At 60.1% G+C, this 25,283-nt stretch carries 26 protein-coding genes; 14 read left to right on the forward strand and 12 right to left on the reverse strand.

All coding sequences use genetic code 11. The features are described from left to right. Nucleotides 1-82 precede the first annotated feature (82 nt). The gene (locus tag FX982_RS24580; RefSeq protein ID WP_254074825.1) at nt 83-1,447 is read right to left on the reverse strand and encodes an NAD(P)-binding domain-containing protein; all 1,365 of its coding nucleotides are present in this window, start codon (nt 1,445-1,447) and stop codon (nt 83-85) included. Nucleotides 1,448-1,561: 114 nt separating this feature from the next. Between FX982_RS24580 and FX982_RS19385 the strand changes: the two genes are divergently transcribed. After that, entirely contained in the window at nt 1,562-2,416 is an 855-nt protein-coding gene (locus tag FX982_RS19385) for a LysR family transcriptional regulator (protein WP_172612111.1), read from the forward strand. A gap of 12 nt (nt 2,417-2,428) precedes the next feature. Here the strand turns inward: FX982_RS19385 and FX982_RS19390 are convergent, their stop codons facing one another. Both FX982_RS19390 and FX982_RS19395 read right to left on the reverse strand, forming a co-directional pair. Then, entirely contained in the window at nt 2,429-2,767 is a 339-nt protein-coding gene (locus FX982_RS19390; protein ID WP_367948776.1) for a tautomerase family protein, read from the reverse strand. Further along, a complete protein-coding gene (locus FX982_RS19395; RefSeq protein ID WP_216843196.1) occupies nt 2,650-3,228 on the reverse strand; it encodes a hypothetical protein in 579 nt (192 codons plus the stop codon). Before FX982_RS19395 ends, FX982_RS19390 begins: the two co-directional genes overlap by 118 nt. A 74-nt stretch (nt 3,229-3,302) precedes the next feature. On the opposite strand from FX982_RS19395, the gene FX982_RS19400 reads away from it, so the two are divergent. Next, on the forward strand, nt 3,303-3,668 hold the full coding sequence (locus tag FX982_RS19400) for a MerR family transcriptional regulator (protein ID WP_172612113.1): 366 nt from the start codon (nt 3,303-3,305) through the stop codon (nt 3,666-3,668). Between the two features lie 44 nt (nt 3,669-3,712). Here FX982_RS19400 and FX982_RS19405 read toward each other — a convergent pair whose 3' ends face one another. Together FX982_RS19405 and FX982_RS19410 are read right to left on the reverse strand one after the other, a co-directional pair. Continuing rightward, the gene (locus FX982_RS19405; protein ID WP_172612114.1) at nt 3,713-4,891 is read right to left on the reverse strand and encodes an MFS transporter; all 1,179 of its coding nucleotides are present in this window, start codon (nt 4,889-4,891) and stop codon (nt 3,713-3,715) included. Between the two features lie 101 nt (nt 4,892-4,992). Continuing rightward, nucleotides 4,993-5,550, reverse strand: a complete 558-nt coding sequence (locus FX982_RS19410) for a GNAT family N-acetyltransferase (protein WP_172612115.1) — start codon at nt 5,548-5,550, stop codon at nt 4,993-4,995. Between the two features lie 268 nt (nt 5,551-5,818). Here FX982_RS19410 and FX982_RS19415 point away from each other — a divergent pair, with 268 nt between their 5' ends. Continuing rightward, nucleotides 5,819-6,130: an RcnB family protein gene (locus FX982_RS19415; protein ID WP_172612116.1), complete on the forward strand. Its 312-nt coding sequence runs from the start codon at nt 5,819-5,821 to the stop codon at nt 6,128-6,130. 135 nt (nt 6,131-6,265) lie between these two features. Here the strand turns inward: FX982_RS19415 and FX982_RS19420 are convergent, their stop codons facing one another. Both FX982_RS19420 and FX982_RS19425 read right to left on the reverse strand, forming a co-directional pair. Further along, nucleotides 6,266-6,781: a DinB family protein gene (locus FX982_RS19420; protein WP_172612117.1), complete on the reverse strand. Its 516-nt coding sequence runs from the start codon at nt 6,779-6,781 to the stop codon at nt 6,266-6,268. A gap of 61 nt (nt 6,782-6,842) precedes the next feature. Next, on the reverse strand, nt 6,843-7,106 hold the full coding sequence (locus FX982_RS19425) for a helix-turn-helix transcriptional regulator (protein WP_254074827.1): 264 nt from the start codon (nt 7,104-7,106) through the stop codon (nt 6,843-6,845). Between the two features lie 27 nt (nt 7,107-7,133). Here FX982_RS19425 and FX982_RS19430 point away from each other — a divergent pair, with 27 nt between their 5' ends. The 9 genes from FX982_RS19430 (at nt 7,134) to FX982_RS19470 (ending at nt 16,420) form a co-directional block, all read left to right on the forward strand. Further along, nucleotides 7,134-7,466: an SDR family NAD(P)-dependent oxidoreductase gene (locus tag FX982_RS19430; RefSeq protein ID WP_254074939.1), complete on the forward strand. Its 333-nt coding sequence runs from the start codon at nt 7,134-7,136 to the stop codon at nt 7,464-7,466. Between the two features lie 149 nt (nt 7,467-7,615). Next, nucleotides 7,616-10,213, forward strand: coding sequence for a M10 family metallopeptidase C-terminal domain-containing protein (locus tag FX982_RS19435; RefSeq protein WP_172612119.1), 2,598 nt, complete (start codon nt 7,616-7,618; stop codon nt 10,211-10,213). 264 nt (nt 10,214-10,477) lie between these two features. After that, entirely contained in the window at nt 10,478-11,497 is a 1,020-nt protein-coding gene (locus FX982_RS19440) for a LacI family DNA-binding transcriptional regulator (protein ID WP_172612120.1), read from the forward strand. Further along, entirely contained in the window at nt 11,481-12,485 is a 1,005-nt protein-coding gene (locus FX982_RS19445) for an ABC transporter substrate-binding protein (protein ID WP_172612121.1), read from the forward strand. The genes FX982_RS19440 and FX982_RS19445 overlap by 17 nt, the downstream gene beginning before the upstream one ends. A 15-nt stretch (nt 12,486-12,500) precedes the next feature. Further along, entirely contained in the window at nt 12,501-13,355 is an 855-nt protein-coding gene (locus FX982_RS19450) for an ABC transporter permease (RefSeq protein WP_254074940.1), read from the forward strand. Continuing rightward, a complete protein-coding gene (locus FX982_RS19455; RefSeq protein ID WP_172612123.1) occupies nt 13,352-14,146 on the forward strand; it encodes an ABC transporter permease in 795 nt (264 codons plus the stop codon). The genes FX982_RS19450 and FX982_RS19455 overlap by 4 nt, the downstream gene beginning before the upstream one ends. After that, entirely contained in the window at nt 14,143-15,174 is a 1,032-nt protein-coding gene (locus FX982_RS19460) for an ABC transporter ATP-binding protein (RefSeq protein ID WP_172612124.1), read from the forward strand. Before FX982_RS19455 ends, FX982_RS19460 begins: the two co-directional genes overlap by 4 nt. Nucleotides 15,175-15,194: 20 nt before the next feature. Continuing rightward, nucleotides 15,195-16,031 (forward strand): phosphodiesterase, encoded by an 837-nt coding sequence (locus tag FX982_RS19465; RefSeq protein ID WP_172612125.1) that lies wholly within the window; start codon nt 15,195-15,197, stop codon nt 16,029-16,031. Between the two features lie 152 nt (nt 16,032-16,183). Continuing rightward, on the forward strand, nt 16,184-16,420 hold the full coding sequence (locus tag FX982_RS19470; protein ID WP_254074828.1) for a hypothetical protein: 237 nt from the start codon (nt 16,184-16,186) through the stop codon (nt 16,418-16,420). Nucleotides 16,421-16,441: 21 nt separating this feature from the next. On the opposite strand, the gene FX982_RS19475 is transcribed toward FX982_RS19470, so the two are convergent. From FX982_RS19475 to FX982_RS19490, 4 genes are all read right to left on the reverse strand, one after another. Then, a complete protein-coding gene (locus FX982_RS19475; RefSeq protein ID WP_065988840.1) occupies nt 16,442-16,681 on the reverse strand; it encodes a hypothetical protein in 240 nt (79 codons plus the stop codon). A 202-nt stretch (nt 16,682-16,883) separates the two neighbouring features. Further along, complete coding sequence (locus tag FX982_RS19480) at nt 16,884-19,799, reverse strand: EAL domain-containing protein (protein ID WP_172612126.1); 2,916 nt, start codon at nt 19,797-19,799, stop codon at nt 16,884-16,886. Nucleotides 19,800-19,830: 31 nt separating this feature from the next. Next, on the reverse strand, nt 19,831-20,682 hold the full coding sequence (locus FX982_RS19485; protein WP_172612127.1) for a phosphate/phosphite/phosphonate ABC transporter substrate-binding protein: 852 nt from the start codon (nt 20,680-20,682) through the stop codon (nt 19,831-19,833). A 205-nt stretch (nt 20,683-20,887) separates the two neighbouring features. After that, nucleotides 20,888-21,766 carry a LysR family transcriptional regulator gene (locus tag FX982_RS19490; RefSeq protein ID WP_172612128.1) on the reverse strand — a complete coding sequence of 293 codons (879 nt, stop codon included), beginning with the start codon at nt 21,764-21,766 and terminating at the stop codon, nt 20,888-20,890. Between the two features lie 126 nt (nt 21,767-21,892). Here FX982_RS19490 and FX982_RS19495 point away from each other — a divergent pair, with 126 nt between their 5' ends. Next, a complete protein-coding gene (locus tag FX982_RS19495) occupies nt 21,893-22,990 on the forward strand; it encodes an NADH:flavin oxidoreductase (RefSeq protein WP_172612129.1) in 1,098 nt (365 codons plus the stop codon). 196 nt (nt 22,991-23,186) lie between these two features. Here the strand turns inward: FX982_RS19495 and FX982_RS19500 are convergent, their stop codons facing one another. Beyond that, entirely contained in the window at nt 23,187-23,984 is a 798-nt protein-coding gene (locus FX982_RS19500; protein WP_172612130.1) for a phosphodiesterase, read from the reverse strand. 243 nt (nt 23,985-24,227) lie between these two features. Between FX982_RS19500 and FX982_RS19505 the strand changes: the two genes are divergently transcribed. After that, nucleotides 24,228-25,220, forward strand: a complete 993-nt coding sequence (locus tag FX982_RS19505) for an AraC family transcriptional regulator (protein ID WP_172612131.1) — start codon at nt 24,228-24,230, stop codon at nt 25,218-25,220. Nucleotides 25,221-25,283: the final 63 nt, after the last annotated feature.

The following is a 25,283-nucleotide window of genomic DNA, read 5'->3' on the forward strand; positions in this document are numbered from 1 at the left end:
TGCGATCGGATAAGAAGGGGTCAATCAATCGAGGAGCGCATCGCCGCTGCGAGGCGTGATGCGCTGTTCAGGCAGAGCGGTTTCAGACGCGCTCGAACGTTTCCGAACCCGCGATCGGCGCCCAGTTGGGCAGCGGTGTCAGGAAGTGCAATTCGAAACGACGGGCGCTGAATCGCCACTGATCGTCGCGACGCTCGAAACGGTCGTGGTAAAGGCCGCTGACCTGTACCGGACCCTTTTCGCGATCATGAAAGAGGCAGTCCGCCGCGACGGTTGCGGTCGCCATCGTCCCCTGGATGTGAATCATGGGATTGGACATCCAGTGATGCATGTGCGGCAACTTGATCCAACTGGTGTGCGCCATGGCGGCGATCTCTTCAAGGTTTCGTCCAACGCCGAAATCCGGTAGTTCCAGCGTCGCGTCAGGGTGCCAGAGGCTGCGCAACAGGTCGATGTCCATCAGGTCGTAGGCGTTGGCGTAGCCGGAAATGAGCGATTCGATCGCCGCGCGGCTTTCCAGCGCTTCAAGCCGCGCAGCGAGCATTTCAATGGTCATGGTGTTTCCTCGGTAGCGTATCGGTTGAGTGTCCAACGGGCGGGGTTGCTCGATGGTGGCGAAGGCGGACCAGTCTCGATCGCCCAGGCCCTGGGTGATCGCCGCTGACATGCCCGCGCGTACCACCCTTGCGGCAGGCAGCTCCAGGGCAACGGCTTCGGCGGCCCTCAGCGCCAAGTCCACATCTTTCAGGCCCAGGGACAGCTTGAAGCCGGGCTCGTGCACGCGGTTGGCGACGTAATGCCCATAGCGCTGGTAACTCGGGCAGGCGAACAGGGTTTGAGTGACGGTTTCAACGAACGCCGAAGGGGGTAGACCGTAGGCCTCTACCAGGCGTGTCGCTTCGCTCAGGGATTCAATGGCCTGGGTGATCATCATGTTGCCGGCGATCTTGGCGATGCAGGCCTGCACAGGCCGGTCGCCCATCCGCCAGGTCTTCTTTCCGAGCACATCCAGCAGCGGCTGGATCTTCTCGATTGCGTCGGCAGCGCCGGACGCGAGGATGTTCGCCTCACCCTGAGCCACGACCGTCGGCACCCCGAACATCGGGGCCGCGACCAACTCGATGCCTGCCTGCTCGTGACTGGCTTGCAGTTCATTGATCAAGGCAGGTGACAGCGTTGACATCACAATGTGAACGCAGCCCTTGCCGGCACGCGCCAGCGCATCGGAAGACAGCAACACCTGTCGCACCGCCCGATCATCGGCGAGCATGCTGATGACCACTTCTTGCTTAAAAGCCAGCGCGGGGTCAGTCAGTGCGATCACGCCCTCAAGATCTGCCAGCGCATGAGGGCTACGGTTCCAGGCACTCACGCGATGACCTGCCGCCATCAGCCGCAGGGTCATCACCCGCCCCATGGTCCCCACTCCGATAAACCCGATGTTCATCAATGCCCCTCTGCCTATGGCTGTTTTGCTCGAGGCGCCATTGTGCGAGCCGTGCAGTTGCTTAGGGACTGCCATTGCTGCATCTTCGGCGTTCACTTTTGTACGAGGTACGCCATGGACTGGAATGACCTGCGCGTCTTTCTGGCCGTCGCCCGCGGCGGTTCACTGGGGGCCGCTGCAAAGCTGTTGGGCGTCAGCCACCCCACCGTCGGGCGGCGCCTGCATGTGCTGGAACAGACCAGTGGCGAGGTGTTCTTTCGTCGTACGTCAACCGGCCTGGTGTTGACCGACAGCGGTGAGCGCATCTTCGAGCTGGCCCAGGAGATGGAGCGCAGCGCGCTGACGATCGAACGGCGCATCGCCGGCGAAAGTGATCAGTTCGAAGGCCTTCTGCGGATCTCCTCGGCGGACTGGTTTGCCGGCTATGTGCTTGGGCCAGTACTGGCCGAACTGCTCCGGCGCCACCCCCTGATCGTGCCCGAACTGATTGCCGGACAACGGCTGTCCGACCTGACACGCAGGGAAGCGGACATCGCGTTTCGGATCGTCCCTTTCACCGAGCCGGACATCGTCCAGCGCCGCTTGACCACGCTGAACTACGGTCTATACGTGGGCGCGCAGCAGCCGTTCTCTCCGGACGCGCACGGTGAGGGCGTCGGGCTAATCACCATGGACACCGCGCAATCCCATTACCCTGACGTCGTCTGGCTGCGAGGTTTGTACCCGCAGGCGCGGGTGGTTTTCACCAGCAGCAGCCGAACCGTGCAAGCCCGGATGTGCGCCCTTGGCCTTGGCATTTGCGTACTGCCGCGCGCGCTGGGAGATCAGAGCCCCGCGCTCAGGCGGCTAGACGTTGGCCAGGCGCCGCCCGGGCGTGACATCTGGATGGGCTACCACCACGACATGCGGCAGATGGACCGCCTTCGCGCATTCGCGGAGCTTGCCGGGCAGATCATTGGCGAAGACTGACCCTGGCTGATCTCAGGCATCAGCCTCCGGCACATAGGAAGCGACACCGTTGCCGAATGACCAGTCATGCTTATCGTTATTCGAGATAAACACCTGGATGTCCTCGCGGCGCATGCCCGGACGGGCAGTGAGTTGATCGGCGATGGCGCGGTAAAGCGCCTGCCTTGTCGGCGTGTCGCGCCAGCGGTTGGCGAGGATGTGTATGAACACCACGTCATCTGTGCGCTCAACGTTCATAAAACCCGGGTCATAGAAAAACAGGCCTTTCTCGTACTGATCGATGACCTGAAATCGGTCGTCTGGCGGCACGCTGTAAGTCTCGACAAGCGCGTGGTGAACGCCATCAGCGATGGCGCGGAGCTGGGCAGGGGTTTTGCCTTTGAGCAGCGATATTCTGCCCTTGGATGGACCTGCCGAACAGCGCTGATCGGCCACACTTGCGCGACGGCGAACAGCACCTCAAACACCGTAAACCCGAGAACCAGAACACTCGCTCCGTGGGCAACCGCGTAAAGCTGCCAGGTGGCGAACAGCGTTCGCGCCAGTGCGTCGTACAGCCCCGCCTGGCGGCTCGGTTGCGCCAGGCGCCAGAGCGACCAGACCACGACCACGCTGCCGAGCAGGTTGGCGAACAGCATCGCGCTGACGTCCAGCACGGGGACCGGCCGCTCCAGTGCCAAAGCGCCCGATAACGTGGCGAAGCCGGTGAACACCCATGCTGCCGTCCAGGGCGTCATGAAGCCCGCTGTCACCGCCAGGTCGTAGATGGCGCTACTTTTGACGATGCCCAGATTGTTTTTTGCGCTGATCATGATCTTCCCTCACAGTTGAGCTCGCAGGCTAAAGCCTGGTGTTAGGTCCAGAGTCAACGTGAGCATTAAACGTCATGAAAATAGGCGAAGTGGCAGTGCGTGCGGGCGTGTCCGCGGATGCATTGCGGTTTTATGAAGAGAAAGGCCTGATCAAGCCTCAACGCAGTGCCAATGGCTATCGGCATTATCCGCAGGAGACGCTGCAGCTGGTGGGGTATATCAAGCTGGCGCAACAGCTGGGGTTTTCGCTCAAGGAAATTGGCGAAAACCTGCCGCTGCTGTGGAACCGCGAGCAGGTCTCCAGCGACCTGCTCGCGCGATTATTCGCCGAGAAAATCGCGTTGCTGGACGAGCGGATCGGGCAGATGTACGCGCTGCGTAATCTGTTGGCCGAGCGGGCCGGGCAGGTCTGTCCGCTGTTGGGCGCTGACGTGCCCTGAAGGACACGTCACCTCGCAATACACCGACGTCAGTTACGACGCCTTCAGTCGCACAACGCCTGGCTGCGACGCATCGCAATCGGCCGCACCAGGGTCAGCAGGCCTGCCAGAGCCATGGCCGCACCGACCCAGAGCGGCGATCGCAATCCCAGGCCCGCGTCGATTGTCACACCGCCCGCCCAGCTGCCGAACGCCAGTCCGGCGGTAATGACCGAGGTGTGCATGATGTTCACCAGCGCGCCGGGCTCGGCCGCTTTCATGACCCGCGCGACCATCGCAGGGTTCAGCGCCACACCGGTCAGCCCGAGGGCGAGGAAGCACATCAGGTTCAGCCACAGGTGATGCCCGGCCAGGGCAAAACCCGACAACGCCAGCACCATGATTGCCAGGCCCCAACCGACGATCGCCATCATGTAGCGATCCGCCAGGCGGCCCACCACCCAGTTGCCCAACACGTTCGCGACGCCATACAGCGCCAGCAATGGCGCAACGAATTTCGGCGCGACGCCGACTTCCTGAATCAGGATGGGCGTGCAGTAGCTGAATGCGGCAAAGGTCGCGCCGATGATCAACCCGCTGGTGACGTACGCCGCCCAGAGGGGCGCATTCTTCATGTCCGCGACTTGTTGGCGCAGGGGCGGTTCGCTGCCATTGGCGCTCGCCGGCAGGCGCTTGCTCGCCAGTACCGTGCACAGCATCGCCAGCACCACCACGAGCCAGGCGCTCGCACGCCAGCCGAAGTGTTGCTCGACCCACGTGGTCAGCGGCACGCCGACGACGGGGGACAGCATCAGTCCGGCGAGGACCACCGACACCGCGCGACCGCGTCGTTCCGGGGTGACGAGGGCTGCGCACACCGTCATGCACAGACCAATGCACACGGCACTGGAAATGCCCATGACCACGCGAGCAGCGGCAAGCACCAGATAACTTTGGGCGGCGGCGGCAATGGCGCCGGCCACCACGTAACAGATGAGCAGCGCGATCAACGAGCGTTTGTTGCTGATGCCTCTGGACAGCAGCAGAACGGTCACGAGCGGACCGCCGATGGCCATGCCCAGGGCGTAGAAGGCGATGAGGTTGCCGACCTGGGCGAGACTGACCGAAAACGCATCGGCCAGCGCCGGCATCATGCCAGCGACCATGAACTCGGCCGTCACCAGCGAGAAGATCGTCAGGCCCAGAAGGTAGACGGTGGAGGGGAGTGTGCTGCGGCTGGACATGGGGTTCCTGACGGGTAAAGAAGGCCGGCTACCCTAGGGATTGAGACGGGGCAGGTCAACAGGCAATCAAGCAACTGTCCCTGAAACCAGTCCCTGCTGCATCATCCCGAGGTCCGTGCTTTGATCGCCAGCCATTCATCGCGCGTCAACTCCCAGAGCTCCTGAACCATCGGGCCAGACACAAAGTGGCCGTTCCGGCGCTTGATCATGCGCATGCCCTCGCGTTCGGAGATCTTCCTCGACGCGTCGTTGCCAGCGGCTTTGGGCACCTGCATGACTGGCCGCTGCAGGGTTTCGAACCAGAAGGCGTTGATCACTTCGCACGCCTCCTGCATATAACCGTGACCTCTCCACTGCGGCGCCAGCCAGAACCCCCGATGGTTCTCGGGCTGATCGTGCAGGCTGATGCAGCCAATCACCCGCGCCGGCTCTGGTGTCAGGCGTAGGGTCCAGTGCCATTCGCGCCCCTCTGCAATGGCAGGAAGCGCAATGTCGCGGAGGTAGGTCAGCGCGCCGTCGTCGGGATAGGGCCATGGCACATGGCTGTCCAGATACCGGACCACGTCCCACTGGGGAAACAACTGTTGAATCACGGGCGCATCGGTTAGCTGCAGCGGGGCGAGTGTGAGTCGGGGAGTCTGGAACGTGGGGCTTTCCATGCGGGTTTTTCCCTGCAAGCAGTGCAGCGATATTGATGCCACATACAGTGGGCAGAGAACAAGCGCCCTGCCACTGGCTCCCGGGTATTGTTGATCGTCAGCTTTTGCCATCTGCTGTTGCCCCGCTGGGCAGCGCCACGAAAGCCGTTGCGAGCGTATGGGCCGGTGATCCGATCGAACTCCTGGGAATCAGCGCCGGTCAGAGCATGACGGATGCACCGTCAATCTCTACTCAATTAGCGGCACTCGTTTGCCAGAGGACCTGATCATGCTCGGAACGAAATACCTCCCTCATCTGTTGTTCACCGCAGTCTGCGCAGTCAGCAGCTTTTCCTACGCTGCCGAACAGCCAAGCGTGACGATGGATCGCCCGGGTGCAGGGGTCAAGGAAATCAAGGAAGGCGACAACGCCCCTGACCAGTACCAACGTCCGAGCCTGGCGCTGAAAGACTGGAAAGCACGTCATTTGAGCGCGCCGGACAAAAACCAGCAATGGGTGCAGCTCGAGGACAAATATGCCCTGATCGACATTCCGACCGGCACGATCAAACAGATGGTCCCGGCTAAGGGACATAAGTAAGTCGGCGGGCGGGAGCGGCATGTCCGGTCATTACATGATGGCGCCCCGGCTCACGCCTTCCCGGCTGAAGCCGGTCCTACAATGCGTCCATCGCCAGTGTCACTGAATGTACGCGGTGAACATGTGAGACCGGCTTCAGCCGGGAAGTGGCTTGTCCGATGTCCTCATGGGCAAATCCCCATCCAGATAAAACTCGTCCAGTTGTGGCGGCGGTACGCGGGTACCGGACAGCATGGTGTGAACCTGTCCACGATGGTGAATCTGGTGCTGGAACAGATGTAGCAACAGGCGATCCACGCGTTCCGGAATAATGCCCGTCGCCCGCACCACACCCGCTCGACGACAAAGCGCGTGCTCATCCAGACCCTCGCAATACGTAACAAGTCGGTCGTCCGCTTCCGTTTGGCGCTGGACGATTTCCTGCAGCGACAGATACTCGGGCAGATCCTTTCGTTGACCTTCCAGATCAAACGCCAGCGCGGCCAGGTAGAACTGATCGACATCCAGTATGTGCCGCAGCGTCAGCTCAATTGAGGGAAAAAAACCTGTTCGCGGCGCCAGGTATTCTTCATTGCTCAACCCCAGGCATGCCGAGAGCAGGCGCCGGTTCGACCATCGATTATTGTGTGCCTGCGCCAGATAGCTGTTCATCGGAGAGTGCCCGCATTAAGTGGCTGGAGTGACGAATGTTAGTAAGTTCGCGCAGGGTCAGTCATCCCACGTTGCCTTCCCGCGAATACCGCCCCGGCGCGCGCCCGGTGTAGCGGGTGAATGCGACGCTGAACGCACTTACCGAGCCGTAACCCAAGCGCTGGGCAATCCCGGCAATGTCCTCCACGCGCTCACGCAGCAGTTTCTTCGCCAGCGCCATCCTCCACGCCAACAGATACGCCATGGGTGGCATGCCCAATGCGTTCTGAAAACGCTCAAAGAACGTTGAGCGCGAAAGCGCGGCTTCCCTCGCCAGTTCTTCCACGGGCCAAAATTCCTGCCATTGCTCAGCGTGTACACGGCGAGCAAGGCGGCGGTGAATGCGTTCACCGAATCCTTGGCGCTGGAGCTTGAGCCGTTTAACGTTCGTGTCCATCTGGTATTGCCGGGCCGCGCACCGGGGACCGACTTCGGCAAAAATGCACAGCCGCGCATGCAGGGCAGCATTCCGGACGCCTATGCCGATCTGGCTCAACACGTGTTCAGCGAATGGTCGCACTCGACCCTGGTGACCGAGGCCCAGGACGTCGCCGAGGCGATCTGGCGTGCAGCGAATGAGCCTGCGTCGCCGATGCGTATTGCCGCTGGCACCGATGCGGTTGCACTGATGGGGCAGGCGGGCTGAACAACCGCCGTTATCGCCGATCGTGCTGTCCATCCGACGAAAGCCCATGGAAAGGTACTAACAATCAGGAAATCCGCCGGTCCAACCTTCGCCGAACCGGTTGCGACAACGGGTTCACAGGTCGTCAGTATTCCAGGCAGGAGCAGCGCATGAGCATCAGCCCCACTTTTGATATCCGTAATTATGGCGCCAAGGGCGACTCCGTCACTGACGATACCGTCGCCATCCAGAAGGCAATTGATGCCGCAAGCGCTGCGGGTGGGGGCAAGGTTTACATCCCTGGCGGCACCTGGCTTGTGTCGGACAGCGACGGATCGGGCAACGCCCTGGCGCTGAAAAGCAACGTCACGCTCACCGGCGATGGTGCCGGGGACAGCGTGCTCAAGCTGGCCGATGGCGCCGGGTCTAATGCGACCGCGTCGAGCACCACGTCGCTGTTGGGCGTGGTAGCAGGCAGCACCGTTCGAGACGCGACCGTCAGCAATCTCTCGCTGGATGGCAATCAGGTCAACGGCGGCGGGCAGGTCAGTGGCTGGTCGCAGTCAGGGGCGAGCAGCACCAACCTGCTGATCGACGGCGTCACCGCCACGAACTTCAGCGGCAGCGGTTTCGACCTGACCGGCGCGTCGGTGCATTTGACGGTGCGCAACAGCACGGCCACAGGCAACACCTCCGACGGTTTCGCACTGGGCGGGTCGCTTCCCGCATTGACCTTCCAGGACAACCGCGCGCTGGACAACGGCGGCAACGGCATCAATGTCGGCCTGGGCGGCGTGGCGATGTCGCTGACCGACAGCCTCGCTTCCGGCAACGCTGGCGACGGCATTCACGTCCATGAAGAAAGTGGCGTCGATACGGGCTTTTTCAGCGTCATCGGCGGCGACGTTTATGGCAACGGCGGCGACGGCGTGCACATGCGCGGTATCGAATACGGCGGCGTGTATCGCCTCGACATCCACGACAACGGCGGGTCGGGCGTCAATCTGCAAGGCACGACGCACATCGAAGTGTCCGACAACGTCATCCACGCCAACGCGCAGAGCAACGACGTGCCGGAAGTGGCGATTCGAAATCTGGGCAGCGAGAACGGCACGCAGAACTTCGTCTACGACAACCTGATCACTGGCAGCGCCGGATCGACCTTTGGCGTGGCCGAGGTAACGTCGGATGTGGCGAGCGTCGAGGGCAGTGTGATCTTCGGCAATGTCATCAATGGCACCCACGCCGGTGACATCAGCGCGGCGGGAAACCAAAGCCAGGTCTACAACAACAGCGATGTGCTGATCGTACGCGGCAGTGCCGGCCCGGACACATTGATCGGCAGCCGCTCGGACGAACTCATCAGCGGCGGCGCAGGCCGCGATCGCATCGATGGCGGCGCAGGTGACGACGTGATTCATGGCGGCGCCGGCGCGGACCGCCTCAGCGGCGGCACGGGCAGCGACGTGTTTCGGTTCAGCTCGGTCAGTGACAGCTACCGCACAGCGACGACGTCGTTCACTGATCGCATCACCGACTTCGACGATGCCAGTGACCGTCTCGACCTGACACTGTTGGGTTTGTCCGGCCTGGGCAATGGCCACAACGGTACGCTCAAGGCGACCTATAACGCTGGCACCGACATCACCTATCTCTCCAGCCTGGACGCTGACGCTGCTGGCAACCGCTTCCAGTTGGCACTCGACGGCAACCACCTGAGCACGTTGGGCGCAGCGAATTTCTTCTCGTCGATTACCGGCACGTCCAGTGACGACAAGCTTCTCGGCACGGCCGCCGATGATGTGCTGATCGGCGGCGCAGGGCGCGACAACCTGTCCGGCGACGGTGGCGCAGACCGCCTGCTCGGTGGCAGCGGTGGTGACACGCTGATGGGTGGGGCCGGCGCCGATACCTTCGTCTACACCCGCGTCAGCGACAGCCTGCGCAACGACGCCAGCGGCAGCTACGCCCAACGTGATGTGATCACGGATTTCAACAGCAACGGCCATGATCGCCTCGACCTCACGGCGCTGGGTTTCAAAGGGTTGGGCAACGGTTACGACGGCACGCTCAAAGTCGTGCTGAATCTGGCAGGCGATCAAACGGCGCTGAAGTCGCTGGAGCCTGATGCCGACGGCAACCGCTTCGAAATCCTGATCAACGGGAATCACCTCTACGACCTGACCGCCAGCAATGTGCTGTTCGCCAACCCGGACGACACCCGTGTCGATTCCTCCCAACCGCTGACTTCGGTGAACGCCACCGGCACCGCGGCCGCCGATACGCTGTATGGCGACTGGGGCAACGACACCTTGTTCGGCATGGCGGGCAATGACGTGCTCGCCGGCAGCGTCGGCGATGATTTACTGGTCGGCGGTGCTGGCAGTGATCGACTCACTGGCGGTTCCGGGGCGGACATTTTCCGCTTCGATCACATCAGCGACAGCTACGTTGGCGCGGCAGACCTGATCACGGACTTCACCACCGGCCACGACACCCTGGACGTCTCCGCGCTGGGTTTCACCGGTTTGGGCAACGGTCGCGACGGCTCCTTGCAGGTCAGCTACAACGCCAACAGCGACCGCACCTACGTGCGCAGTAATGAAGCGGACGGCGCAGGCCAGAAATTCCAGGTCACCCTGGCGGGGGATTACAGCCACAGCCTGCACGCCGAAGACTTTGCGTTCAGTGCGGCACCCAATGCGGCTGAGATCAAAGTAGTGGGTGTGGCGGCGCCGATGGACCATGTGGTGCTGTCCGACGCCTGATTTCACGGGATGCATGCTGTCTATTAGTGGGACCGGCTTCAGCCGGGAAGAGGCCAGGTCAAACGCTCGTGGATTTGCGGTGTAACGCCTGACGCCTTCCCGGCTAAAGCCGGTCCCACAAAGGGTCCGCAGCCAGTCCCATGCAAGGGGGCACAGTCAATGCCGCTGCACCCACTGACTCTAATCTGTCACACCCCAGCCCCTGAAATGCCACATTGACGCCGTAATGTCCTCGCCAATGAGATCGATCTCAAGCGAGTGAACATGAGTGATCTGAAAGACGTCGCACGGGTGGCCGGGGTTTCCAGAGCGACCGCCGCCCGGTGTTTCGCCTCCCCCGACGTGGTGCGTCCCACCACCCGAGACCAAGTATTCGCCGCCGCGCGGGAACTGGGTTTTCGCCCCAATCTGCTGGGCCGCCAGCTGCGCCTGCAAACCACCCAGCTCATTGGGGTGGTCGTACCGAGCCTGCTGAACCCGGTGTTCGCCGAACAATTCCAAGCCATGGAGCGCGCCGCGCGGTCGCGCGGCTACAACCTGCTGCTGGCGACCACCGATTACAGCGCCGAGCGGGAAAGCGCGGTGGTCGAAGAGTTGCTGCGCCAACGGGTCGACGGTCTGGTGCTGACGGTCACCGACGCCCACAGCAATCGCGTGCTGCAAAGCCTAAGCACCGAAGACACGCCCTTTGTGCTCGCCTATCACCAGCCCGGTAGCACCGAATACAGCGCCGTCTCGGTGGACAACCGCGCCGGCATGGCCCTCGCCACGCGTTTTCTGCTGGACGCCGGTCATCGCCGCATAGGCATGGTGGCGGGGCCGACGCTGCAGTCCGACCGGGCGCGGCAGCGTTACGCGGGCTACTGCGACGCCATGGCTGAACACCGCTTGAACGCCATGGCCATCATCGAGATGCCCAGCCACACCGAGGCTGATTTCAGCGCCCTCGTGCCGTTGTTGAGCGGCCCTCATGCGCCGACGGCACTGGTCTGCTCCAACGATTTGCTGGCGATCAGCCTGATCGCCGAGCTGCGCCGCCACGGCTGGGCGGTGCCCGAGCAGCTGTCGATCATCGGTTTCGACGGCATTGCCATCGGCACCCAGATGCACCCGACCCTGTGCAGCGTGGTCCAGCCCATCGCCGCGCTGGCGACCACCGTCATCGATCAATTGCTGGCGCAGATTGCCGGCGCCGCCCCGACTTCCCATTGCCTGCCGTGCCACATCCGGCCGGGCGAAAGTACTCAGCCCTACGAGGAGACGCTCCATGATCCGCTTCAGTAAAACCCTGGCGGCCCTGCTGCTGTGTGGCGTGGCCAGCCTGACCCAGGCCGCCGAAACCGCCATTTGCTACAACTGCCCGCCGGAATGGGCGGACTGGGGCACCCAGCTCAAGGCCATTGCCGACAGCACCGGCGTGCAAGTGCCGCTGGACAACAAAAACTCCGGCCAGTCCCTGGCGCAACTGGTGGCCGAACAAGCCGCCCCGGTGGCGGACGTGGTGTATTACGGCGTGACCTTCGGCTTGCAGGCGCAGAAGGCTGGCGTCGTCGGCACCTACAAACCCAAAGGCTGGGAGCAGATTCCCGCAGGCCTGAAAGACCCGGAAGGTCACTGGTTCGCGATCCACTCCGGCACCCTCGGCATCATGGTCAACGTCGATGCACTGGGCGGCTTGCCGGTCCCGCAGAGCTGGGCTGATCTGCTCAAACCCGAATACAAAGGCATGGTCGGTTACCTCGACCCGTCCAGCGCGTTCGTCGGCTACGTCTCCGCCGTGGCGATCAACCAGGCCATGGGCGGCACCCTGGATAACTTCGCGCCGGCCATCGACTACTTCCAGAAACTGGCGAAGAACGCCCCGATCGTCCCCAAGCAAACCGCCTACGCGCGGGTGCTCTCCGGCGAATTGCCGATTTTGGTGGACTACGACTTCAACGCCTACCGCGCCCGCTACAAGGACAAGGCCAACGTCGCCTTCGTCATCCCGAAAGAGGGCAGCATCAGCGTCCCTTACGTGATGAGCCTGGTCGACAATGCCCCCCATCATGCCAACGCCGAGAAGGTGCTGGATTTCGTGCTCTCCGAGCAGGGCCAGGCGCTGTGGGCGAAGGCGTATCTGCGCCCGGTTCGCGCTATGAAGATGCCCGCGGACGTCGCCGCGCAGTTTCTGCCGGACAGTGATTACGCCCGCGCCGGCGTGGTGGATTACCAGCACATGGCCGACGTGCAGGAAGCCTTCGCCGCGCGTTACTTGAGCGAGGTCAAGTAAGTGAGCAGCACGGTCTTGAAGGCACAGGACGCCGTCGCCCGCGGGGCCTCGAAATGGCGTCTGCGCCCAACGGCCGCCTGGGCCCTGGCACCCGCAACGGCCGTGTTGGGTGCGTTCTGGCTGTTGCCGCTGGCGCACCTCATAGTGCTCGGAGGACAGCAGCGGGACGGCGCCGGCAGTGGTTATTGGCAAGTGCTCAGCAGCCCGCAATACCTGGGCAGCCTGGCGCAAACCTGCGTGCTTGCGGCGGTGGTCACTTTCGCCGCGCTGCTGGTCGGCGGCATCACCGGCGTGTTTCTCGCCCGTCAGCGCTTTTTCGGGCGCTCGACACTGGTGGCGCTGCTGACTTTTCCGCTGGCGTTTCCCGGCGTGGTGGTGGGCTTTCTGGTGATTCTGCTGGCAGGGCGGCAGGGGCTGTTTGCGATGCTGGGCCTGAAACTGGCCAGTGAGCGTTGGGTGTTTGCCTATTCCCTGGCGGGGCTGTTCCTCGGCTACCTGTATTTCTCGATTCCACGGGTGATTCTCACGGTGATGGCGGCCTGCGAAAGCCTCGACCGCAGCCTGGAAGAAGCCGCCCATTCCCTCGGCGCCGGGCACTGGCGGGTAGTGTGTGACGTGATTATTCCCGGGCTTTCGCCAGCGCTGGTGTCCTGTGGTGCGATCTGTTTCGCCACGTCCATGGGCGCGTTCGGCACTGCGTTCACCCTGGGCACACAGCTGAATGTCACCCCCGTGGCGATCTACAACGTGTTTACCAACTACGCCAACTTCACCGTCGCCGCAGCGCTGTCGGTGGTGCTCGGCGCGCTGACCTGGGCGGTGTTGCTGCTGGCGCGGCGCATGGTCAAGCAATCGAGGACCGTCCTGTGAAGCGCTCTTCGCTGTTCATCACGCAACTGCTGTTCACGCTGCTGGTCTGCGCCTTCATGCTGGTCCCGGTGCTGATGTCGCTGCTGGCCGGGCTGACGCGCAATTACTTTCAGGGCGTGTCCAGCGGACTGACCTTCGACTGGATTGCTCAAGTCTGGCAGGCCTATTCGCCGACCGTCTGGCTGTCCCTGCAACTGGCCCTGGCCTGCGCGGTGTGCGTCTGCGTGATTGGCGTACCGGCGGCGTACGCGCTGGTGCGAATGAACAATCGTTTCAGTCGCGCCTTCGAAGAATTAATGGTCTTGCCCGTGGCCATGCCCGGCCTCGCCAGCGCCCTGGCCCTGCTGCTGACTTATGGCCAGTTCGGCAGCTTTCGCAGCAGTTGGCTGTTCATCCTTGTGGGCCACGTGCTGTTCACATTGCCGTTTCTGGTGCGGCCGGTGATGGCAGTGATGCAGCGTCAACACCTGCCGACGCTGGAGGAGGCGGCCGCAAGTCTTGGTGCCGGGCCGTTGCGACGATTCTTCAGCGTCGTGGTCCCCAACTGCCGGGCGGGGATTCTCGCCGGCGTGCTGATGGTGGTGACGCTGTCCCTGGGCGAATTCAACCTCACCTGGATGCTGCACACGCCCATGACCAAAACCCTGCCGGTCGGCCTAGCGGACAGTTACGCCTCGGCGCGGCTGGAAGTCGCCAGTGCCTACACCCTGATATTTCTGCTGATGATCGTGCCGCTGCTGGTGGCGTTGCAGGCCATCAGCGCGCGCCTTTCCCGTGGAGAGCAAAGATGACTAGAACCACGCTGCGCCTGGTCGGTTGCCGCAAGGCTTTCGCCGACGGCACCGTTGCCGTTCACGACCTCAACCTGACCATCGAGGCGGGGGAGACCCTGGCCATTCTCGGCCCGTCCGGTTGCGGCAAAACCACCACGCTGCGGATGATCGCCGGGTTGGAGCGGCCAGACGTCGGCCAGGTGTTCTTCGGCGATCAGGACGTCACCCGTCTGCCCATTGAGCGTCGTGATGTCGGCATGGTTTTTCAGAACTACGCACTCTTCCCCAACCTCACGGTGGAAGGCAACATCGCGTATGGCCTGAAGGTGCGCGGCATGGCCGTCGCCGAGCGCAACAAGCGTTGCGCCGAATTGCTGGAACTGGTCGGCCTGCAAGCGCATGCCAGGCGCGGCATTCACGAGTTGTCCGGTGGGCAGCGTCAGCGGGTGGCACTGGCCCGTGCTCTGGCGCCACGGCCGAAAGTCCTGCTGCTCGACGAGCCCCTTGCCGCATTGGACGCGCAACTGCGTGAGCGCTTGCGCAGCGAACTCGATCAACTGCTGCGAGGCCTTGGCATCACCTCGGTGTTCGTCACCCACGATCAGGGTGAGGCGATGGCTCTGGGGGACCGGATTCTGGTCATGCAGCAAGGGCGCATCGCCCAGCTCGGCACCCCGCGGGAAATCTATCAGCAACCGGCGAACCCGTTCGTCGCCGGTTTCGTTGGCAATCTCAACGCATTCACAGTGGCCGGGCGTACCGCCAGCGGCCTTAAGGTAAGCGGCGGCGTACTCCCATGGGGGGAGGCGGGCGAGCCGACAACGGTGTATTGCCGGCCCGAGCATCTGCGGGTGGTGAGCAGCGAAGGGCACCTGCACGGGCGTCTGCTGGGGCAGTTCTTTCAGGGGGCGCAAAGCCGCTTGTTGATTGAGGTCGGCGCGGCGCAACCGTTGCTGGTGGACAGCGCCGACAGCGTCATTCACGCGCCGGGCGATCACATTGCCTTGGCCATCGAGCCGCGGGCGCTATTCGCCCTGCACCCGTAATTTTTGTCTGGATAAGTTGAATGTCGAAAGCCCCGTTTCTCATCGCACAGATCAGCGATCTGCACCTCAAGGCTGGCAACAAACTGACCTATGGCGTGGTCGACACCCTCGGCGCCTTGCGCCGCGCAGTCGATCATTTGAACGCCAGTCAGCCGCGCCCGGACATCGTGGTAATCAGTGGCGATCTGGTGGACTTCGGTCGCCCGGATGAATACGCCGTCCTGCACCCCGAGCTGGCGCGCCTGAGCATGCCGTATTATCTGGTACCCGGTAATCACGACGTCCGCGAGCACCTGCTGGCCGAATTTGCCGACCACGTGTACCTGCCGATCTCTGCCGAAGCACCACTGGACTGGGTGGTCGAAGCCCATCCGGTGAGGCTGATCGGTCTGGACTCGACGATTCCCGGCGCCCACGGCGGGCAAGTGCTGGACAGTCAGATGGCCTGGCTGGATGAAGTGCTCGGTCGACGCCCCGCCGTGCCGACCCTGTTGATCATGCACCACCCGCCCTTTGTCACCGGCATCGGCCACATGGACCGCGAAGCGTTCATCAACGGTGCTGCGCTGGAAGAAGTCATTGGACGCCACCCGCAGGTCGAACGGCTGTTGTGCGGGCATCTGCATCGGCCGATGCAACGACGCTTCGCCGGTAGCATCAGCTGCACCTGCCCGGGCACCTCGCACCAGATTGTGCTCGACCTGCGCGATGACGCTCCGGCGCATTTCAACCTCGAACCGGCAGGCTACCTGCTGCATCGCTGGAATGCGGAGGAGGGCCTTGTTACCCACAACGGCGTGTTCGGTGATCACCCGGGGCCGTACCCGTTTTATGACGCGCAGGGGTTGATCGATTAGGCACGCCCGGTCTCGGATGTGCCGTAAAGCTCCAGACCGGGAGTGCCTTAGGTGTTTTGCGGGCGCCATCGGGGGAGGCGGCGTGATGAAACTGACGTCATCTATAATCGCTCTATAATCGCTCTATAGTCGCCTATAAACGCATGGGCAGCATGGGCGATAACTTCGCCCCGTTCGAGGCGCCCACCATGGCGTTGTACGCCGCAGCGATGGCGCACGTAGGGACCGCGGAAAATGACATCAAAGTTGAAGTGCCGGGCGTGCAGCAAGCGCTGATTGCCCTGCAGGAAAAGAACCTGGTGTGGAAGGCTTCGCGGGGTGTCTATGCGGTGGATGAGCACGTGATCGTTGATCTGCTTCGTGCCGACGGGCTGCTGGAAGGCTTGTAGCCTCGCGGCAGCCCGGAATGGTTACCGCTTAAGGGCGATGGCCTCCTGGACAAGGCACTCAAGGGCAAACTGCTCGGTGTAGGTCATCTGAATGGGCGTCGTTTCGCCCTTGACGGTTCTTTCGCCATCAAGGATGTAGCGGATGCGCTTGTCAGTGACCCCGATACGCTTGGCAATCCACGAAGGTGTTTGTCCAATCCGCGAAATCAGCTTGTCGGCGTATTCGGTGGAAGGGTTATAAAGTTCTGCGTTGGGTGTCATGTGACGTCCGGATAGAGGTTAGGCGCTGTGTGTTCAGGCGAATGCCGCACAGTGTGCCAATAACCGGGCTGCGTCGCGACCCCAATGGTGTTCGCCAGCGCTGCGACGGGTCTAAAGGGGGAGGGCCCGGGGAAGAGATTCGCCCTGGGCTCACGCGCTGCTGCCCGTCCTTGGTGCCCGTGCAAATGCGGCAGAGACTGATTCAGGCAATATCAGGTTCTGAAAATGTTATAGCCAACGTGCGTGAAGATTTAATCATGGCGGCACATTCTTCACTCGTGACGGGTTTACTGAAAAGGTAACCCTGAATTTGATCGCAACCATGTTTCACAAGCAACTCTAGCTGGTCGAATGTTTCGACACCTTCCGCAATGACGTTTAAATCCAGTTCGTGTGCCAACACGATGACCGCTCGGGTGATCGCCGCGTCTTCATGATTGCTTGTTATATCTTTTATAAAAATTCTATCGATTTTGAGCGTGTCGATAGGGAATCGCTTCAAGTAGGCCAAGCTGGAATAACCCGTTCCGAAATCATCCACCGAAAGCCCTATGCCATATGACTTTATCTCTCGAAGTATTTCAACTGCCGACTCGGGTTCAATCATCAGCACGGATTCCGTGAGCTCGAACTCTAAAAGAGCGGGGTTGATACCGTATTCTTCCAGGATATGCCTGACGATTTTAGCCAGCCCTTTTACCTGAAGCTGCCTGGCTGAAAGGTTGATGGCGATCGGTACCACCCCGAGATTGTTATCTTCCCAACCTTTCAGGGTTTCACAGACTTTCCGGATGACCCATTCGCCCACGGGAATGATCAGGCCGGTGTCTTCAAGCATAGGGATAAAATCGGCGGGAGAAACGAGGCCGAGCTCTGGATGTTTCCACCTCAGTAAAGCCTCCAGACCACTGATGCTGCTGTCTGTGAGGCTGACCTTGGGCTGAAAATGCAGAATGAACTCGTCGCGACCAAGTGCGCCCCGCAATAGCGTTTCAGTTTGCAAACGCTTGACGGCACTTTCATTCATCTCGGCAGTGTAAAACTTATAATTATTACGACCGCTCTTTTTTGCATGGTACATGGCGGTATCAGCGTGCTTGAGGATGACGCCAGCGTCATCCCCGTCAAAGGGATAATTAGCGATGCCAACGCTCGCTGAAACGAATATATCCTGGCCACGAAGATTAAAGGGTTTTGCCAAAGCGTCGACAATATGGGTCGCGAGCGATTTTATGGAGCTCTCCGAATAAGCAGCCTGTGTGACAACAATCGAAAATTCATCGCCCCCCAGCCGCGCAACCAGGCTGTCGTCATCGGTATGTTCTTCCAGGCGCCGGCTCGCCTGGATGAGCAACTCATCTCCTACGGCATGCCCCATGGTGTCGTTCACGGTTTTGAATCTGTCCAGATCGATGAACATGACGCTGATTGCAGATGGCGCGTATGCAGAGTGGCTGATTGCAGTGTGCAGGTAATTATTCAGGAACCAGCGATTAGGCAGATGTGTGAGCGAATCATTTTCGGCCAGATAGGTAAGCCTTTTCTTTGCGTTATCCCGTTCAAGCGCAGCTGCCAGCAGGTTTGCCAACGTTTGGAGGTAGCTAACGTCTTCAGGTGTAAAGGCGTGCACTGTGGTGGCATAAACCCCGAGCACACCCTTAAATGCATCCCCGCAAGGCATATCGACCTCAACACGGCTTCTAATGCGCTCAGCTCCCACTGTGTCAACCGACAGCAATTTGTACTTCGCATCCGGCGTATCGGAAATATCGAGCCCGGCAGAAGAACCCATACCGCTCAAGAATGCATTCGTGTCGCTATTGCGGATATCAATATTGGTCAAGCCAGTTTCAGCGTTGAGGATGACTCCGTGACTCACGCGATCAACGACTAATAAAGCGGCCTTACTCATGCTCAACCCTTGCGCCGCTGTCAGTGCGGCCAGTTCACCCAGGGCGCTGACGTTTTCCTCTGTCAATGCCTGCTGGCCAAACAAGGCGATCAGGTGTTGCCTTCTGGCGTTATCCAGAATCGCCACCTCAAACTCTTTTCGATCGGTGATATCGATGTCGATGCAGATATATTTTTCAACGCCGCCCCTGTCATCGAGAATAGGGATGATGGTGCGTTGATGCCATTTCTCCGTACCGGCCTGACCTGTAAGCCTGACCTCACCGTTCCACACTTCACGTTCAGGCGCCCACTGCCACGGCTGAGTGGCTGAAGACATGCCGTTCCAGACTTGATCAATCGTCAGCTCTAAAAGCTCGGCGCGGGAACGCTGTGAGCTGGTTACAAATCGTTCGTTGACGTAGGTGATGCGACCGGAGGGCGAACATTCGCAGACGATTGAAACCTCATCCAGGGCGTTTTTATGCTGCACCAAGGTGTTCATCAACGATTCGATGCGCTGACCAAAGTGATTACGCATATTCGCCGCAGTACGGTTTACCGCTTTGATTGCCTCCTGTATTTCGACGGGAGCATCCGCGACCAACATCGCTTCCGCTGCCACTGCGCCGGACGCGATTTCCGCTTCATAGGAGTGGAGCTTGTCCAGGTGGGCAAGCGAACGCTTGATCACCCATCCCATCAACAACAAGCTTGTGAGCAAGAAAAGCACTGCCAGCACGGTAGCTTGCACCACCAAATTACACAGTTCGGTCGCTATTTTCTCGGCGTTGAATGACAGGCGCATCACGCCATAATCTTTTCCACCGATCGTAATCGGTCGGTTGACATCGAATAATCGTGCAGCGACCTCGGCCTCTATCCACGCGGGGGCTCTGCCAGCGGGCGCACTGGGCGCCTGCAGGCGAATGACTCCACCCGACAGGTCAATAAACATGGAGGATTGAAACGGCGAGCGAGCCAGGGTCTTTTCGAGGGTTCTTTTGATGGTGTCGTAATCGCCGATGACGACACTTTCCTCCACGGCCTGCGCGGCAACCTCTATCAGCATGTTGGCGGTGTCTTGGATTTCCTCGATATGCTGAAGAAGCTGATTTTTATAAAAAAGACCCAGCCCGGCCGTAAGGAACACCACTATCAGAATAGACAGCATCCCCAATATTTGCGACGTCAGTGATTTGGGCAGCAGGCTTTTAAAGAAAGTCATTAATAGCCTCTTCAGCTAAATGTCAGATTATTTACTTGAGGTTTGCCGGCAAGCCGCTGTAGAAATCACGATAGGAAGCGTAATCCGCCGCCGTGGCAGGAATAAAGGTAATCGGCGCGGGTGCATGGACCAACTCGGTCGCCTCATGAAGAATCTTGCTGCCGTCTTTGTCGTACTGCATGTTGAAAAATGCGTTGGCTACCGCATCAACTTCTTTTTGTGAAATACGAGGGGAGACCATGAGGGCTAAATCATTGAACGAGGACGAATTCCACAATACGCGGAACGTCTTACCTTCTCTTTCCGTGTAGCCGCTGACAAGCTGTGAGTTGACCCCCATCGCCTGAGCCTTGCCGCTGAGCAGCTGGCTGAAGGCGCCGTCCATGTTTCCTGCAAATACCGTAGACGTATGTATTCCTTTCTTTACCAATTCCGAGCTGGTGACTTTATAAGCAATGAACGCTTCGGGCCCGGGGTACACGACCTCCTTGCCTTCCAGTTCAGAAAGGCTATGGATGGGCGAATCGGCAGGGACCACGATTTGTCCTTCGAGGGGAGGCGCGTCACGGCGACCAAATACCTTCCAGCCCATTTTGTCGCGCTCAGGGCTAAAAAGATGATTGGTGAAAGCGAAATCAACTTCTTGTGCGAGCACATAACTGGTTGTGTCAGAGGATGTGCGCCCTAATTTTAGCGTGAGATTCACGCCACTTTTTTCGGACACATATCGTATGATCGGGTTCCAGAAACTGGCTGAGAGATTAAGATTGTATTGATTGACGGGCGAAAAGTTGTAGACCTTAAGATCTTCAGAGACAGCCACATTTGACAGCCCAAAAGACAGCGCAATAATAATGGCTTTGCAGGTTAGGCGTAACGTCACGTGTGCACTCCAGATGTAGACTGACTTTTCACTTAAAGGCCTTTAAAGCCAGATTAAGCTCGGCAATCTAAATCAATCGGCTGATGAGCGGGGATCTGAAGCACCGGCTGCATAAATAAATAGTTAACTTCATTGGATCCACTAAGCCGCATAGGCCCAATGGATACAAAGCACCATGATTGCATTCGGTGCAGATCGTCTTGAGTCACCCAGACTTCAGAGCCTGTTCAAGATGTTCAAGCAGCACGCGCACCCGGTTGGGTACGTACTGACGAGTAGGAAGTACTGCTGCTATGGACAGTTGCTCAGGCACCCCATCTTCCAGCTCTACGAGGACCAGACTGCCGTCCGCGAGGGCGGTGCGTACGTCCCAGTAAGTCAGCATGGCCAGACCGAGTCCCAATTTGCTGGCCGCTCTGACGGACTCGACACTATTAGCTGAGAACGATGCTTCGGCACGGATGGATACCTCTTCTCCCTGATGGACAAATGGCCAACAAGGCATGCCATGCAGGCCGATGCACTGATGACGTTTAAGGTCTTCAAGGTAGGTCGGCGTGCCCTGCCTGGCGAGATATCCAGGACTTGCGCAGATGACCCGTGGGTTCGGAGCAAGCGCGCGGGCTACCAACCCGGAATCGCTGAGTGTCGCTATGCGGATCGCGACGTCGATACCCAGGCCCACGATGTCGACGATGCGATCAGAGAGTGTCAGGTCAACCTGCAGCGCTGGGTTTTCTGCAAGCAGCCGGGGAATCACCGGCATGATCATTTCCTGGCCGAACACGGTAGGAGCGGTGACTCTCAGTAGGCCGCTGGCCGCTCCGGCACTCGCTTTCAATGTGGCGCGCGCTGCCTCGTTAGCCTCCAGCATGCTTCTGGCGAACGGTAACAATACTTCTCCCTCGGGCGTGAGGGACGCAGAGCGGGTCGTTCTTTGAACAAGCCGCACCCCTAATTCTTTTTCCAGAGAGGCAAGTCGTCGGGACACTGTCATGGCTGACAGCCCAAGTCGTCTCGCCGCCCCTGAAAGGCTGCTGGCGGTTGCCACCGCAGCGAACACTTCAACATCCTGAATCTGCATCGATTATATCTCTCAGCGTTACGCCGCCTTATCTCCCTGGCCGTCTTATACCTTCACCTGATCAGGGATATCGTCACCCAGCATAAGGCCTTGGAAATGAATCTCTGGCCAACGAAGGTCCAATCAATGAACACGCCCGGCAAGAAGATCCTGGACACTTTCGACATCGGCGACCTGAAATTAAAGAACCGGCTCGCTGTTGCACCCATGACTCGCGTCAGCGCAACTGAACAGGGCAGTGCCTCGGAGACGATGGGACGATACTACGAACGCTTTGCCAAAGGCGGTTTTGGGCTGGTGATCACTGAAGGGATCTACACCGACCAGAAATTCGCTCAAGGCTATCGGTTTCAACCTGGTATCACTGATGCTGAACAAGCCTTGGCCTGGCGAGCCATTACCAGTCGCATACATCGCCATCAAGGCCTGATCTTCGCGCAACTCATGCACGCAGGGGCCTTGAGTCAGGGAAACCGGTTCCTGAGCGAGACGGCCGGCCCTTCTGCCATACGTCCCAAAGGTGAGCAGATGAAGTTCTACTATGGCGAGGGCCAATACGCCGTACCCAGGGTCATGACCGATGAAGACATCGCCGATGCGATTGAAGGATTCGGCAATGCCGCAAGATTGGCAGTCGGGAGCGCAGGGTTCGATGGCGTAGAAATTCATGGCGCCAACGGCTATCTGCTTGATCAATTCCTCACTGACTATACGAACCTGCGAACAGACCGCTGGGGCGCAAGCGTCCGCGATCGAATTGCCCTGACTCTTGAGGTGATCAAGGCCGTAAGAGCAGTGGTAGGGGGCGCTCGCGTGGGTGTTCGAATTTCACAGGGCAAGGTCAACGATTACGCACACAAATGGGCTGAAGGCGAAGCTGCCGCCGAGACCATTTTTGGATCGCTGGAAGACGCAGGTATCCAGTACATTCATGTCACAGAACACAAAGCGTGGGAGCCTGCGTTCAGCGAGAGCGGCCCCAGCCTGGTCAGCCTGGCTCGTCGATATGCTCCACGGGTCGCCATAGTCGCCAATGGCGGGCTGGACAACCCTCAGCATGCCGAGCACGTTCTCAATGACGGCGCTGACATCGTTGCACTGGGTAAAGGCGCGCTGGCTAATCCTGATTACCCGAACCGGCTGTTGATGAATCAGCCCATGAAGGAGTTTGACTTCTCACTGCTTGGCCCTATCGCAAACATCAAAGATAGTGAGCTGGCTTAAGATTAAGTCGCTATTGAAGTCCAAAAACAGGGATTCAGTGACGTCTGCGTTGGGTCAATGGCAGTGGTTCGCGAGAGACGGCTAGGGGTCGACAGCGGTTGATCATGAACGTCTGCTTTTGGCCGATAGCTCCCCGTCACCCGCACTAACCCGATGCAGGCACTCACCCCATCTATTTCCCGCCACACTCCTGCGCTCAAGCAAACGGCAGTGGCCCGCGGAATGTGCCGATGGGCACCCAGTGGGTAATCAGACCGGTATCCACCTTCCAGTGATGCAGGAGTAACGCCGGCGGCTCCACATACGACGCCTCTTCAGCCTCTGCATCCAGGGCCAACCCGATGGCAGTCGTTGTGCTGGGCGCAGTGCAGAGGACTGTGCCGCCAAAACGTAATTGCATCGAGCGGTGAATGTGTCCGCACACCACACGTTCGATCGCCGGATAGCGCTGCACCACTTCGCGCAGCCGCTCCGAGTTCCGGCAGGCATACGTATCGATGTAAGGAATGCCACTGAGGAACGGTGGCTGGTGCAGCATGACCAGAGTCGGGCGCGTCGGCTCCTGGGCAAGTGCCGCATCGAGCCAGGCCCCAGCCGCCTCGGTCATGTCGCCGTGGTGTTCCAGGGGTACGGTCACATCCACACCAATGATCCGTACCGGTCCGAGGTCATCGGCGACGAAGTGCCACGGGCCTGCCGTTGAAGAGAGATACGGCTGGGAAAAGGTAGAACCCATTAATGTTCGGTCATCATGGTTCCCGGGAATCATCAACAACGGCTGCTCGATGCCGGCCAGCAATTCACGCGCCATTGCATACTCTTGCGGTAGACCCTCATCCACCAGGTCGCCGGTGATGATCACGACATCGGGTCGCGGCAAAAGCTTGTTCAGGTGTGCAATGGCTTGCTCGCACATCGTGTTTGAATCAACCAGCCCCTGATAAAGCATGCCTTGCGGCCTGATATGCAGATCGGAAAGGTGGGCAATCAGCACGGGACATTCTCCATAGGGGACGCGGTGATCAATGGCAGGGTGAAGGTAGCATGCCTGAGCTGCGATGGACGGGGTCAGCGTCCATGCGGCATAGCAGGGCGCCGAGCTATTGAAGGGCCGGAACGGGCGATGGGTGTCAAACCGGCACAGCGTCGAACAGCCAGTCACCGAAGCAAAATTGAAGGGCGGGTTCCCGGCACATAACTTGCCCGTCTCGTACTCCTCGCCTTGCAGGAAGTCCCCATGCTGCACTCACATCTCACCACCCTCAATGCTGTTTCGCTGGTCCTGAGCACGTTCAAGGCGCAAGGCTGGTCGGCCGAGGCGCTGCTGGCGGGCAGTGGCATATGCGCAGCGGACTTGAACCGCGCCGACACGCGCATCGCTACGCATCAGGAGATGCAGGTGTGCGCAAATGCCGTGGCTCTGCAGCGCGACATCGGCCTGATCGTGGGGCAGCGTATGCATGTCTCGTCCTACGGCATGCTCGGCTATGCCTTGCTTACCAGTGCCACTTTCGGTGACGCGTTACGGCTGGCTCTGCGTTATCCCGCGCTGCTGGGAACACTGTTCGAGCTGAGTCTGGCGGAAGACGGCGAACGCATATGGTTCACTGCGGGCGATTATCGCGAGAATCCGGCACTGATCGCCTTTAATGTCGAGCTGTGCCTGGGGTCGCTGAAGGTCATTTGCGACGACCTGCTCGGCCACTCACTGCCCTTGCTGGGCGCTCGCTTTGAGCACGATGCGCCGGACTATCAGACTCGCTACGCCGAATGTTTCGATTGTCCGTTGCAGTTCCAGGCTACCGTCAATGCATTTGCTTTTGATAAACGCTGGCTCGACCAGCCTTTACCGCTGGCTGATGCGGTCACACATCAAGCCATGACCGAGCGCTGCCGAAAACAGAACACTGAATTCACCGGGCGCGAGGCCTGGCTGGGGCGAATCCGGCTATTGCTGGCTGCACAACTGCATGCCGCGCCCGGGCTGGAAATGCTGGCCCGAGAGATGAACTGCTCGGCGCGCACCTTGCGTCGACACCTGCACGACCTGGGCTGCAGCTATCAGGAACTGCTCGACGAACTTCGTTTCGAACGCGCCAAGCAACTGCTGGCCGAAGACCGGTGGCCCATCTACCGGATCGCCGAGGCTCTGGGTTTCAGCGAGACCGCAAGTTTTCGGCACGCCTTTGTGCGCTGGAGTGGCGTGGCGCCGAGCCAATTTCGTGCATGACGCCTCATTAAGGGGCGAATTACGGACAGAGAATCTGGCCATATTTATCCCCTTTTGGCCGTA

Source organism: Pseudomonas graminis, from assembly GCF_013201545.1.
Classification (GTDB): Bacteria; Pseudomonadota; Gammaproteobacteria; order Pseudomonadales; family Pseudomonadaceae; genus Aquipseudomonas.